At 68.1% G+C, this 13,522-nt stretch carries 10 protein-coding genes; 9 read left to right on the forward strand and 1 reads right to left on the reverse strand.

The genetic code is table 11. The annotated features are described in order from the left end of the window. Position 1 precedes the first annotated feature (1 nt). Genes ctaD through BMW51_RS13705 form a run of 4 tightly spaced genes read left to right on the forward strand, consistent with a single transcriptional unit; the run spans position 2 to position 4,567 of the window. On the forward strand, positions 2–2,524 hold the full coding sequence (gene ctaD, locus BMW51_RS13690) for a cytochrome c oxidase subunit I (RefSeq protein WP_093007407.1): 2,523 nt from the start codon (positions 2–4) through the stop codon (positions 2,522–2,524). After that, the gene (locus tag BMW51_RS13695) at positions 2,521–2,928 is read left to right on the forward strand and encodes a hypothetical protein (RefSeq protein WP_425440997.1); all 408 of its coding nucleotides are present in this window, start codon (positions 2,521–2,523) and stop codon (positions 2,926–2,928) included. The genes ctaD and BMW51_RS13695 overlap by 4 nt, the downstream gene beginning before the upstream one ends. Continuing rightward, the gene (locus BMW51_RS13700; protein WP_425440998.1) at positions 2,925–3,497 is read left to right on the forward strand and encodes a cytochrome c oxidase assembly protein; all 573 of its coding nucleotides are present in this window, start codon (positions 2,925–2,927) and stop codon (positions 3,495–3,497) included. The genes BMW51_RS13695 and BMW51_RS13700 overlap by 4 nt, the downstream gene beginning before the upstream one ends. Beyond that, positions 3,494–4,567 carry a c-type cytochrome gene (locus tag BMW51_RS13705; RefSeq protein ID WP_093007409.1) on the forward strand — a complete coding sequence of 358 codons (1,074 nt, stop codon included), beginning with the start codon at positions 3,494–3,496 and terminating at the stop codon, positions 4,565–4,567. The genes BMW51_RS13700 and BMW51_RS13705 overlap by 4 nt, the downstream gene beginning before the upstream one ends. Positions 4,568–4,700: 133 nt before the next feature. Here the strand turns inward: BMW51_RS13705 and BMW51_RS13710 are convergent, their stop codons facing one another. Beyond that, a complete protein-coding gene (locus tag BMW51_RS13710) occupies positions 4,701–8,000 on the reverse strand; it encodes a trifunctional glycoside hydrolase family 18/polysaccharide deacetylase/glycosyltransferase family 2 protein (RefSeq protein WP_093007411.1) in 3,300 nt (1,099 codons plus the stop codon). A 243-nt stretch (positions 8,001–8,243) separates the two neighbouring features. Here BMW51_RS13710 and BMW51_RS13715 point away from each other — a divergent pair, with 243 nt between their 5' ends. Genes BMW51_RS13715 through BMW51_RS13735 form a run of 5 tightly spaced genes read left to right on the forward strand, consistent with a single transcriptional unit; the run spans position 8,244 to position 13,521 of the window. Continuing rightward, the gene (locus BMW51_RS13715; RefSeq protein ID WP_093007413.1) at positions 8,244–8,792 is read left to right on the forward strand and encodes a DUF1003 domain-containing protein; all 549 of its coding nucleotides are present in this window, start codon (positions 8,244–8,246) and stop codon (positions 8,790–8,792) included. Positions 8,793–8,844: 52 nt separating this feature from the next. Beyond that, on the forward strand, positions 8,845–9,531 hold the full coding sequence (locus BMW51_RS13720; protein ID WP_093007680.1) for a winged helix-turn-helix domain-containing protein: 687 nt from the start codon (positions 8,845–8,847) through the stop codon (positions 9,529–9,531). A gap of 12 nt (positions 9,532–9,543) precedes the next feature. Continuing rightward, complete coding sequence (locus BMW51_RS13725; RefSeq protein ID WP_093007415.1) at positions 9,544–10,893, forward strand: sensor histidine kinase; 1,350 nt, start codon at positions 9,544–9,546, stop codon at positions 10,891–10,893. A 25-nt stretch (positions 10,894–10,918) separates the two neighbouring features. Then, complete coding sequence (locus BMW51_RS13730; protein WP_218139398.1) at positions 10,919–12,508, forward strand: alpha-amylase family glycosyl hydrolase; 1,590 nt, start codon at positions 10,919–10,921, stop codon at positions 12,506–12,508. A 2-nt stretch (positions 12,509–12,510) separates the two neighbouring features. Then, positions 12,511–13,521 carry a glycosyltransferase family 4 protein gene (locus BMW51_RS13735; protein WP_093007684.1) on the forward strand — a complete coding sequence of 337 codons (1,011 nt, stop codon included), beginning with the start codon at positions 12,511–12,513 and terminating at the stop codon, positions 13,519–13,521. Position 13,522 lies beyond the last annotated feature (1 nt).

Genomic DNA, 13,522 nt, shown 5'->3' on the forward strand with positions numbered 1-13,522 from the left:
CATGAGCCTTCACGCGCAGGACGATCCCGCGCTCCGCGCCGCGCAGGAGGAGCGCCTGCGCGCGGTGTGGAAGCCGCCGTCGGGGTGGTTCTTCCGCTGGACCGATGTCAACAACAACCGAGTTGGGGTGTGGTACACGCTGACCGCATTCGGCTTCATGCTGTTCGCGGGCGTGCTGGCGCTGATCATGCGCGCGCAGCTCGCCGTCCCGTCCAACGATCTCGTCACCGCATCGACCTTCAACCAGCTGTTCACGCTGCACGGGTCGATGATGATGTTCCTGTTCGCCGTCCCGATGTTTGAGGCGGTATCGATCATCCTCCTGCCGCAGCTGCTCGGCGCGCGCGACCTGCCGTTTCCGCGGCTGTCCGCCTTCGGTTACTGGAGTTTCCTGATCGGCGGCGTGTTCGTCTCCGGCTCGATCTTCTTCGACGTGGCGCCCGACGGCGGCTGGTTCATGTACCCGCCGTTCACCACCCGCACCGATCTGTCGGGGCTGGGCGCCGACATCTGGATGCTGGGGCTGAGCTTCATCGAGGTGTCATCGGTCGCCGCCGCGGTCGAGCTGATCGTCGGTGTGCTGAAATGCCGCCCGCCGGGCATGCGGCTGAACCTGATGCCGCTATACGCCTGGTACATCCTGGTCGTCGCGGTCATGATCCTGTTCGCCTTCCCGCCGCTGATCGCGGGCGACGTGCTGTTCGAGCTCGAGCGGCTGCTCGGCTGGCCCTTCTTCGATCCCGCGAAGGGCGGCGATCCGCTGCTGTGGCAGCACCTGTTCTGGATCTTCGGCCACCCGGAGGTCTACATCGTCTTTCTGCCGTCGATCGCCTTGTTCGCGATGATGATCCCGACCTTCGCGCGGCGCCACATTCTTGGCTATCCGTGGATCGTGCTGGCGGCGGTCGGCACCGCGTTCCTGAGCTTCGGTCTGTGGGTCCACCATATGTTCGCGACCGGACTGCCCAAGATCAGCCTGGCGTTCTTCTCCGCCGCATCCGAAGCGGTTGCGATACCGACAGGCGTGCAGATCTTCGTGTTCATCGCGACGCTCTGGGCCGGGCGCGTCGTCTTCTCGACCCCGCTGCTATTCGCACTCGGCGCGATCGCGATCTTCGTCATCGGCGGGCTGACGGGCGTGATGGTCGCGATCGCGCCGTTCGACTGGCAGGCGCACGACACCTATTTCATCGTCGCGCACCTCCATTACGTGCTGATCGGCGGCACGTTGCTGCCGCTGTTCGGCGGGCTCTATTATTACTGGCCGCTGATCACGGGAAAGAAGCTTTCTGACCGGCTGGGGCGTACCGCCTTCTGGATCCTGTTCGTCGGCGCCAATCTGACCTTCTTTCCGATGCACATCACTGGCTTGCTCGGCATGCCCAGGCGCGTGTTCACCTATCCGGCCGAGCTGGGCGTCGACGGATTGAACCTGCTGTCGACGGTGGGCAGCTACCTGTTCGCCGCCGGCGTGCTGGTGATCGTGGTCGACCTGGCGCTCAGCCCGAGGCGCGCGAAGGCGCCGCGCAATCCGTGGCATGCGGGCACGCTCGAGTGGCTGGCGCACCCCGACGACGAGGATTGGGGCATCCGCTCGGTACCGCTGATCGAGAGCCGCTATCCGATCTGGGATCAGAAGGATTTTGTCGCCAAGGTCGACGAGGGCCGCTTCTTCCTGCCCGACGCGGAGGAAGGCCGGCGCGAGACGATTATCACGACGACGATCGACGCGCGCCCGGCGCAGGTAATCCGGCTGGGTACGCCCAGCGTCGTGCCGATGATCACCGCGGTCGCGCTCGGCAGCGTGTTCATCCTGACGACCTATCACCTCTACTGGTTGGCGCTCGCGGGCGGAGTGGTGACGCTGGCGGCGGTGCTGTGGTGGCTGTGGTCGACTGCGGAGATACCGGAGAAGCGCGAGAAGCCGATCGGGCACGGCATCGTGCTGCCGCTCTACCGCTCCGGTCCCGCAGCACCCGGCTGGTGGGCGATGTTCATCACCATGATGGCCGACGCGACCGCTTTTTCCGGCCTCGTCTTTGGTTACTATTTCTTCTGGACGGTGCACCCCGCGTTCCCGCCATCGGGGCTGGGCATGAACGGGCCGGGCGCGTTCTGGCCGATGACGGCGATGGGGCTGACGCTGGCGTCATGGGCGATGACGGTCGCGGCGCGCGAACTGCACGCGCGGGGACAGGTGTCGGTCGCGCGCGGTTTGCTCGGCGTCGGCATCCTCGTCACACTCGCCAGCCTGTTCGCGGGCCTTGCAGGACCGTGGGTGACCGGGCTCGCACCCACATTGCACGTCTACCCGGCGATCGTATGGACGCTCGCGATCTGGACCGCGACGCACGCCGGGGTCGGCGTGATCTGCCAGTCCTACACGCTCGCCAGGAGCATCGCCGGCCGCATGACGCCTGAATATGACGCGGACCTCCGCAACATCACCGTTTATTTTCACTTCCTCGCACTTACCGCGATCGTCACCTACGCGACGATCGGGCTGTTCCCGCTCGCATCATGAGCGAGGACGACACGAGCGGCGACGACGATCGCGGCCTGACCGAGCGGCTGCGCGAGCGGCGGGTAACCTTGTGGACGCTGATCGTTCCGCCGACCGTCTGGGCGGTGCATTTCCTCTTCTGCTATCTGTGGGTCGCAGTGTCGTGCGCCAAGCAGGGGGGCTTCGCGCGCTTTCCCATCGCGTTCGTCGCCGGCACGATTCTGGCGCTCGGCATCATCGTCGCGTCGGGCGCGATCGCCTTTGTCCAGAGCCGCACACCCGGTGATCCGCCACCGCACGACGAGAGCACGGGCATCGACCGCACGCGGTTCCTCGCGACCGCGACGCTGCTGCTCGCGGGGTTGAGCTTCGTCGCGGTGCTGTTCACCGCGGCGCCGGCGCTGATGCTGACCGACTGCCGGTGATCCGCGCCGGAGGCCTCTTCGTTGCTGCGCTTTCGGTGGCGCTGTCGATCGCGCATCTCGGCATGACCGGACACATGGCGGGGCACATGCTCGCGGTTGCGGTAGCCGCGCCGTTGCTCGCGTGGCGCGGTGATGCGGTTTCTGCGGGCTCGGCGGGCCACGGCGCTCCGCTGCTGGTTGCGGCGGTGGAGCTGGTGGTGGTGTGGGGCTGGCACCTGCCGGCGGCGCGCGCGGCGGCTGATGGCTGGGTGGCGGTTGCGCTGCTCGAACAGGCAATGTTCCTCGCAGTCGGCTACGCGCTATGGCGCAGCGCGCTGATGCGGCCTGCCACGGGCGTGGCGGCGCTGCTGCTGACCTCTATGCACATGACCCTGCTGGGCGTCCTGATCGGCCTAGCGCCGCGCCCGCTCTATGCCGGCATGGCGATGCATCCCACGTTCGGGCTCGACGCGCTCGCCGACCAGCAGCTCGGCGGCGTCGTCATGCTCGTCGTGGGCGGCGCGAGTTACTGCTTGGGGGGATTGTGGATGCTCGCCGGACTGTTGCGGCAGAAGGAGGTACGCGCGTGACGATCCGTCTGACGTGGAAGCGGGTGATCGTTTCGCTGCTGGGCATCTTCGCCTTCGGCATGGCATTCGCCTGGTCGGGCATCTTCAACGTGGCGGCATCGAGCGGTCACTGGGCGATCAGTAACTGGTTCCTGCACTGGGTGATGCGCAACTCGGTACGCACCCACGCGGCGATCTCGACGCCGGAGACGATCATCGACCGCGGCGGCATGGTCAGCGCGGCCGGGCATTTCGCGCAGGCGTGCGCCTCGTGCCACGGTGCGCCCGGCGTGCGTCCGCTGCCCGTCATGCAGCGCGCGACCCCGCACGCACCCGATTTGTCGGTCAACGCGCGCGAGTGGAGCGACCGCCAGCTATTCTGGATCCTGCGACACGGCGTCAAATTCTCGGGCATGCCGGCGTGGGGCGCCGACGGACGCGACGACGAGATCAGGCGCATGGTCGCGTTCGTCCGCGCGCTGCCGACGATGACGCCGGCGCGATACAGGGCGCTCGTGGCGGCGCCGGTTGCGCCGGCGAGCTTGCCCGCGGGCGGAGCGGCGCTGGTCGCGCGCTGCACCGGGTGCCACGGCACCGATGGTCGCGGGCGCGGGCAGGGCGACATTCCGATCCTGGCCGGGCAGCGCGTCGCGGCGCTGGAGGCGGCACTGCGCGCCTACCGCGCGAGCGAACGCGACAGCGCGGTGATGCAGCAGGCGGCGGCGACGCTGGACGATACGCAGATCAGCGCCCTGGCGCGCCATTTCGCAGCAAAGCCGGGGCTGGAGGATCGACCCGCCGCCGCAATTACCGCATCGCGCTCCCAGCGGCGCGCGCAGCAGATCGTCGAACGCGGCGTGCCGCGGATCCAGCTGCCCGCCTGCGCCAGCTGTCACGCTCCGGGCAAGCCGCAGCCGATCCTGACCGGGCAGCGCGCGAGCTACATCGCGGCACGGCTGCGTCACTGGAAGGGCGACGGCAAGGAGAACGACGCGCGACAATCGCAGGCGATCATGCCGGTGATTGCACGGCGCATCCCCGAAGAGATGATCGATCCGGTCGCGCGGTACCTGGCGGGCAGCGGGCGCTGATTGCGCGCAGACCTGATCGGTTAGCGAGGAATCCGACCACGCGTGTATCGGACCCGATGCCGGCCTCAAGCAGTCGAGACGATCGGCGAGGTGACCGGTGAGTGGCGCGGTGTTATCCGCGCCACTCACCGGTTCACGCCGTCGCGGCGGTGACGCGGCCGCTGCGCTCCAGCTTGTTCCAGCCGACCACCCAGCCGCCGATCGCCGACGCGATCGCGCGCAGCACCACCCAGTACATGATCTGGCGATAGACCAGCCGCTGCGCGACGAGCAGATGCGCGGGGTAGCGTGCGCGTCCGCCGTCGAGCACGTAGGCGACCCAGCCGCACAGCACGTCGATGGTGGTGAAGGCGATCCAGTAGAGCGCCATTGTGCCGACATCGCCGCTCGTCTGCGCCCAGCCGTGCTGCGACACGCGCAGCGCGGTGCCGGCGATCGACAGGATCAGCGCCAGGTCGATCAACGGCGAGATCGCGGCGAACAGGATCTGGAACAGCCACGCCTGCGGCATGCCAACGAAGGCGAGCCCGCGCGGACGCCGGTTACGCAGGATGCCGCGGTGCTTCCACAGGCATTGCAGCGTGCCGAACGCCCAGCGGTAGCGCTGCTTGGCGAGCGCGCGGAAGCTCTCCGGCGCCTCGGTCCAGGCGACCGCGCCGGGATCGAAGGTGACCCGCCAGCCCGCGCGCTGGATCGCGATCGTCAGATCCTGATCCTCCGCCAGCGTGTCCTCAGGATAGCCGCCGACTGCGTCCAGTGCGGCCCGCCTCCACGCGCCGACCGCGCCCGGCACGACGGTCATCGCATCGAAGCCCGCGAGCGCGCGGCGTTCCAGGTTCTGCGAGGTGATATATTCGACCGCCTGCCAGCGAGTGACCAAATTGACGCGGTTGCCGACGCGCGCGTCGCCCGCGACCGCGCCGATCCGCGCGTCGGCGAACCAGCGTGCCAGGCGGCGGATCGTCTGCGGCTCAAACTGCGTGTCGGCGTCGAGCGCGATCACGACCTCTCCGGTCGCGTCGCGGAGCGCGCGGTTGAGCGCCGCCGCCTTGCCGCCGTTCGGGAGCGTCAGCAGCGTGACGCGCGGGTCGTCCGGGTAGGTCTCCGCAACGATCGCGCTGGTACGGTCCTTCGATCCATCGTCGACGACGATCACCTGCAAGGCCGGATAGTCGCTCGCCAACACGCGCGCGACAGAGGCGGCGATGACGCGCTCCTCGTTATATGCGGGGATGATGACCGAGACGCTGGGCGTGAACACCGGCGGCTCGGGACGCTTGCGGCGGCTCTGCAGCCACGCGAGCCCCGCCATCATCACGCCGCGCGCGATGCCCAGGCTGATTGCGACGAAGAAAAGCCAGCCGAGCAGCGCGGAGATGGCGGCGAGCGCGATGAACACCGCGACATCGGTACGCACGGCGAGCAGGTCGTGGCCTGACACCTTCGGCATCGCCTGCGCCGGCGGCACGCCGACCAGCTCGGACGCGGTGACGAACTGATACCCTTCCGATTTAAGCGTTGCGATGATTCGCGGCAGCGCCGCCACCGTCTGCGACCGGTCGCCGCCGCCGTCGTGGAGCAGGATAACGTTGGCGGAATTGTCGGGCGTCGCGCTGTGGACCTGATCGATCACTTGGGTGACGATCGCGTCAGTGCCGGGGCGCTGCCAGTCGTTCGGGTCGACGTGGAGGCCGACGACGGTATAGCCCGCTTCCTGCGCAGCGAGCGCCGGCCCGAGCTCGTCGGTCGTGGTCGGCTCCGCGTCACCGAAATAGGGCGCGCGGAACAGCCGCATCGACCGGCCGGTATAGGCCTGCACCATCCGCTGTGTCGCGTTCATCTGCAAATCAGTCTCGCGCGCGCTGGCGGCAGCGAGATTGGGGTGGGTGTAGGTGTGATTGCCGATCTCGCCACCGTCGGCGATGATGCGGTTGAGCAGCCCGGGGTGCTCCAGCGCGTTCTCGCCGATGACGAAAAAGGTACCCGGCACGTGCGCCTGTTCCAGCACGTTCAGGATTTTGGGCGTCCAGGTGCCGTCTGGCCCGTCGTCGAAGGTGAGCGCCAGCTTCTTCGGATCGGCCGCACCCGCGCGCCGCACCACGTAGGGCGTCGGCAGCGCGTCGTAGCGCTCCTGCCGGATGATCCCACTGGCGTCGGCCGCGACCGTGCGGTGCCCCGTCTGCGGCGTCGCGGTGATGCGCAGGATCTCTCCGCTGCCCTCGACATCGGTGTTGAGCAACTGCTTGAGCGTCGACAGATCGGGCGTGCCGCCGGTGCGGAATGCGCCCAGGTCGGACCAGAATCCCGGGTCTTCGCTGCCCAGCCGCCATAGCGCCACGTCGCCAACCCCCAGGCGTTTGAGCACCTGCATCTGGTTCCAGCTGGTGGCTGCGTCGAGCATCCAGATCGCGTGGTGCACGCCACCTTCGTCATAAGCGAAGCCTGCGTTGCCGCTGGCAGGATCGAAGCTAATGGCGGCATCGCTGTCGTGCGCCGCCATCCACGCTTCCTCCATCGTCAGCGCATCGGTGTCGTCGCCGTGCCAGTCATAGCCGTAGCTGCCGAGCGCCACGACCAGCTTCTCACGCCCGACCCGCTTCAACGCGTCCTGCACCTGCGCGACGAACCAGTCCTGCGCCGCGATCGGGCCGGCGGAGCCACCTTCCCAATGCTGGTCGTAGGCCATGAAAATCAGCTTGTCGGACGCGCGCGCGATCGCCGCCAGGGGCCACGCCTCGTCCTCTGCGGGAGCGGTCACTGCCAATTGCGCGCCCTTGGGCAGCGCGACGCGCACGTCGCCTAAGAAGCGCAGATAGTCACGCATCGCGCTGGCGGGCAGCGCCTCGATGTCGAGCACCACCCCACCGTAGTGGCGCGCGATTACCAACTTGCCGAGCTTAATTGCGAACGAGCGCCGTGCGGCGGTGTCGTGGAGCAGCGCGGCGGCACCCGCGCCGTCCCAGTCGGCATTGCCGAAATTCTGCACCATCGGCAGCACCTTGGGCGGATGCGGCATGGCGGCGATCATGCGGTTGAAGCGCACGTCGTCGTTGACCGTCACTTGGTGCTTCGCACCCGCAAAGGTGATCAGCGACGGTACGACCCAGTCGAGCGAGCCGACGTGCCGGCGCAGCGACGCGATGCTGCCGTCGTCGCCGGGCGAGTAGAAGCCGATGCTGAGCGCGGTGTTGGCGCTCTTGCCGGCGTGGCGCGGCAGCCAGGCGGCGAGCCCGTGGCGCGGCGGGTTGCCGCGCAGCCGCGACGCGTGCGGCTGTGGCAGCGGTAGCGCCAGGTCACGCTCATGCGGCACACGCACCAGCGTCGAGGCGAAGGCTACCGCGGCGAGGATCACCGACAGCAGGATCAATCCCAGCAACCGCTTGGACCAGCGGCTGCGCCGACCGGTCGGATCGAAGAAGACGGGCGCGCGCATGGCTCAGCGCGGCTCCGGGCTGGTCAGCGGCGTGACGGTGAAGAACATGATGGCGGCTCCCGGTGCGGGCCTGATGCCCGGCATGACCGGCCTAGCCCATGCGCGATGGCGCGCGGCTGAGGTCTAGCTTAAATCCGTTTCATGTTTCCTGCCGCGCGCGTTCATGGACGTTTTGTCATGTGACGCTCAGCGCGCGAACAGGGGCGGGCAGGCACTCGGTTCCATGAGTAAAGGAACTTCGTCATGGCCACCAACCCCCTGCACGTGATCGTCGGCCGCCTGATCGGCAAGACTCCCGCCGCGCTGGACGCGGAGGAGCAGCGCGTGCTGGCCACGATGCAGGAGAAACGTCCGGTCTCGCGCGATGCCGCCGACGTGGCGGACGATGTCGCGACCTTCGGCGACCGCCTGTCGGACAAGGTCGCGGCGGTCGGCGGGTCGTGGAGCTTCATCATCGCCTTTTCCGCGGTGCTGATCGGCTGGATGCTGCTCAACAGCGACGTGCTGACGCATTGGGGGCACGCGTTCGATCCGTACCCGTACATCTTCCTCAACCTGATGCTGTCGACGCTCGCCGCGGTGCAGGCGCCGATCATCATGATGAGTCAGAACCGGCAGGCGGCGAAGGACCGGCTCGCCGCGCGGCTCGATTACGAGGTGAATCTGCGCACCGAATTGGAAATGCTGCGGCTGCACGACAAGATCGACCTCGCGGTCGCGGCGCGGCTCGACGAGGTGCTGGAGCAGCTGCGCGTAGCACCCGCCACGCAGCCGGCGTCGCTGCGTGCTTGACAGCAGCGACGATTTCTCGGCCTCGTGTGAGGAGCTGAAAGGGGGCACGCGCGTGGCGAACAAGATACTGCTGGTCGAGGATGATGCCTCTACCGCCGACTTCATCGCCAAGGGGCTGGGCGAGGAAGGTTTCGTCGTCGACCGAGCGACCAACGGCCGCGACGGGCTGTTCCACGCGACCGACGGCAGTTACCACTGCATCGTGCTCGATCGGATGCTGCCGGGGATGGACGGCATGGCGGTGCTCGCCGGCATGCGCGGGGCAGGGGTGGAGACGCCGGTCATCGTCCTCTCCGCACTCGGCGCGCCGGAGGACCGGATCAAGGGGCTGACCGGCGGGGCCGACGATTATCTGACCAAGCCGTTCACTTTTGCCGAACTGCTCGCGCGCATCCGCCTGCTGATCCGCCGCGGCGCGCCGAGTAACGCGCCCGACACGCTGCTGCGCTGCGACGATCTGGAGATGGACCTGCTCGCCAGGCGCGTTCGCCGCGGCGGCAAGGCGATCGATCTCCAACCCCGCGAGTTCCGGCTGCTCGAGTTCCTGCTGCGCCACGTCGATCAGGTCGTGACCCGCACCATGTTGCTGGAGGGCGTGTGGGATTACCATTTCGACCCCGGCAGCAACGTCATCGACGTCCACCTCAGCCGGTTGCGCAAAAAGGTGGACGAGGGGTTCGCACGACCGCTGCTCCATACCGTTCGCGGCGCAGGATACCGGCTCGGGGTTAATCCGTAGGATGCGGCATCGGTGAACGCGCGCTCGACCACGCTGCGGATCGCCGCACTCGTCTTCGTGCTGCAACTGGCGGCGGCGATCGTGTTGCTGCTGGGTGTCGGTGCGATCGTTCGGCAGCAGAGCGCGGCCGACGCCGCCGCTACCTCGGCCGTGCTGCGCGACGACCTGCTCGCCAGCTACGCGCGCGGCGGTCAGCGCGCATTGGTCGATACGGTCGCACTTCGTTCCAGCCGCGAGATCACGCCCAACACGGTCATGCTGCTGGTCGGAGGCGACGGGCGCATACTGGCGGGGAACCTCGCCGGCTGGCCCGCCGACTTGGCCGAGGATGCGCGCTCGGCCGAAGTGCGTCAGCTCCGCCGCGGTCACCCGCAGCCCGAGGCGATGCGCGTCCGCGTGTCGCGGCTCGCCGGGGGCGAGCGGCTGCTGACCGGCGTCATCGTCGAGCAGGACCGACGATTGCTCCACGAGCTGGAGGCCGCGACGTTGGTCGCGCTCGCGCTCGCGGCGTTGTTCGCGGTCCTCGCCGCGGCTCTAACTGCGCGCATGATCGCGGCGCGGCTCGGGCGCACCGTCGCGACGCTGCGCGCCGTGCGCGGCGGCGACTTCCTCCGCCGCGTCGAGCAGCACCGCTCTGGCGACGCGTTCGACGAGCTGGCAGGAGAGGTCAACACCACGCTTGACCGTGTCGAGGCGCTGCTGGGCGAATTGACGCTCGCGACCGATGCGTTGGCACACGACCTGAAATCGCCGCTGACCCGGTTGCGCTCCGCCTTGGAGCGCGCCGCGCTTGAAGTCCGCGAACCCGCTGCGCAAGAGGCCGTTGATCGCGCGGTCGCGGAGGGCGAACGGCTGCTCGCGATGGTCGAGACCGCACTCCGCATCACGCGTGCCGAGGCGGGGATTGGGCGCGACGCGTTCACCGCCACCGACCTCGCCGACGAACTGGCGCAGATCGCGGAAATCTACGGTCCGCTCGCGGAGGATTGCGACCGCGCGATCGTCGTCGATGCGCCCGTCTCGGCGACGCTGCCGGTGCACCATGAGCTGTTCGGACAGGCGCTGGGCAATCTCGTCGACAATGCGCTGAAATACGGCGCGGGCACGATCACGCTCGCACTCGCGGTCCACCCACGCGCGGTGACGGTCAGCGTCGCCGATGAGGGCACGGGTATCCCGGCCGAGCGCCAGTCGGAGGCGCTGCGGCGGTTCGGGCGGCTCGACGAGGCGAGGAGTGCCGGCGGATCGGGACTGGGGCTGTCGCTCGTCGCCGCGGTCGCGCGGCTGCACGGCGGTACGATCCGGCTGGGCGACGCGCGCCCGGGCTTGCGCGTCGAGATCGATCTGCCGACGCTCGCCTGACCGTGCTAGGCGCGTGGCCATGATGATGGCTGTTGAACAGGCACCGTGGTGGCAGCGCGGCACGATCTACCAGATCTACCCGCGCTCCTTCGCCGACGCGAACGGTGACGGCATCGGCGACCTGGCGGGGATCGAGGCGCATCTCGATCACGTCCACTCGCTCGGCGTCGATGCGATCTGGCTGTCGCCGATCTTTCCGTCGCCGATGGCGGACTTCGGTTACGACGTCGCGGATTACTGCGATGTGTCGCCGATGTTCGGTGATCTGGCGGCGTTCGACCGGCTGATCGCCGCGGTGCACGCGCGCGGGCTGAGACTGCTGCTCGACTTCGTGCCCAATCACTCGTCCGACCAGCACCCCTGGTTTAAGGCGAGCCGATCCTCGCGCGATGACCCCAAGCGCGACTGGTATATCTGGCGCGATCCCGCAGCCGACGGCGGCCCGCCCAACAACTGGATCAGCGATTTCGGCGGCTCGTCGTGGGAGTATGACGCGACGACCGGGCAATATTACCTGCACGCCTTCCTGAAGGAGCAACCCGACCTCAACTGGCGCAACCCCGACCTGCGTGCGGCGATGATGAACGTGCTGCGCTTCTGGTTCGCGCGCGGCGTCGACGGTTTCCGCATCGACGTGCTGTGGCATATAGTGAAGGCCGAGGGGTTGCCCGACAATCCGGTCAACCCGGCATGGCACCCCGGCATCACCGAGCGCGACCGGCTGCTCCAGCGATACTCGACCGACCAGCCCGAGGCGCACGATATCGCCGCCGAGTTCCGCGCACTGGCGGACCAATATGACGCCGTGCTGGTCGGGGAAATCTTCCTGCCGAACGACCGCCTCGCGCGCTGGCACGGCACACCCGAGCGGCCCGAGGTGCATCTGCCGTTCAACTTCGCGCTGATCGAGACGCCGTGGCGGGCGGACGTGCTCGCGCGCGTGATCGACGATTACGAGCGCTCGATCCCGTCGCACGGCTGGCCCAATTGGGTGATCGGCAGCCACGACGCGGCCCGGATCGCCGCGCGCGTCGGCGAGGCGCAGGCACGCGTCGCCGCGATGCTGCTGCTGACCTTGCGCGGCACGCCGACCTTGTACCAGGGCGATGAAATCGGGATTGGACAGGTAGCGATTCCGCCCGATCGCATCCGCGACCCGCAGCATTTCCGCCAGCCAACGCTCGACATCGGGCGCGACCGTTCGCGTACGCCGATGGCGTGGGACGACCGCGCGAACGCGGGCTTCTCCACCGGCGAGCCGTGGCTGCCGCTGCATGACGATTGGCGCACTCGCAATGTCGCCGCGCAGGCGGACGATACGGGGTCGATGCTGTCGCTCTACCGTGGGCTGCTGGCGCTCAGGCGCGCGACTCCCGCGCTGTCGGTCGGCGATTACGTGTCGGCGCAGGCCGACAGCGACGTGCTCGCATTCGAACGGCACTACGATGGCGAACGATTGCTGATCGTGCTCAACCTGTCGGGGTCGACGCGGCGATTGATCCTGCCCGCGGGAACCGCCATCACCGCGGTCATGCACTCGACCTTACCGCCACGCGCGCCCGACAGCACGCTGTTACCTGACGAGGGGCTGATCCTGCGGCTGGTCGCCGCATGACGATCCGTGTTGCGATGCTGGCGCCGATCGCGTGGCGGACCCCGCCGCGGCACTACGGCCCGTGGGAATTGGTTACCTCGCTTTTGACCGAGGCACTGGTCGCGCTCGGCGTCGACGTGACCTTGTTCGCGACGCTCGACAGCGTGACCACGGCCAAGCTCGACGGTGTCGTGCCTGCTTCCTACAACGAGGACCCGGGTGTCGACGCGAAGGTGTGGGAATATCGCCACCTGTCCTACGTGTTTGAGCGCGCCGATCAGTTCGATATCATCCACAATCAAGCGGACTTTCCCGCGCACGCCTTTGCGCCGCTGGTCACGACGCCGCTGGTGACGACGATCCACGGCTTCGGCTCCGATCGCATCCTGCCGATGTACGAGCCGTATCAGGATAGCGTGCAGTATGTCGCGATCAGCGATGCCGATCGTCACCCGCGGCTGCGCTACGCGACGACGATCCACCACGGTATTCCGGTGGATGACTTCGCCTTCGACGCGAACGGCAGCGACGACCTGTTGTTCTTCGGCCGCATGCACCCGGACAAGGGAGCGGCCGAGGCGATTGCCGCCACCCGCGCGAGCGGACGCGCGCTCGACCTGTACGGCATCGTGCAGGACCAGGGCTATTTCGACCGCGAGGTCGCGCCGCACATCGACGGCACGCGCATCCGCTACCACGGCGCGGTCGGCGGCGAGGCCCGGGTGCGTGCGCTCGGGCAGGCAAGGGCGCTACTCCACCTGATCAACTTCGACGAGCCGTTCGGATTGTCGGTGATCGAGGCAATGGCGTGCGGTACCCCCGTGATTGCGATGCGTCGCGGCTCGATGTCCGAGTTGATCGAGCACGGCGTCAACGGCTTCCTCGTCGACAGTATCGACGAGGCTATTGCGGCGATCGACCGTATTGGCGAGATCGACCGCGCCGCGTGTCGCCGCACCGTGGTCGAGCGGTTCAGCGTCGAGCGGATGGCCGAGGAGTATCTGGCGCTCTACCGCCGCATCCTCGGCCGCTGAC

Origin of the sequence: Sphingomonas palmae (assembly GCF_900109565.1) — a bacterium.
Lineage (GTDB): Bacteria > Pseudomonadota > Alphaproteobacteria > Sphingomonadales > Sphingomonadaceae > Sphingomonas > Sphingomonas palmae.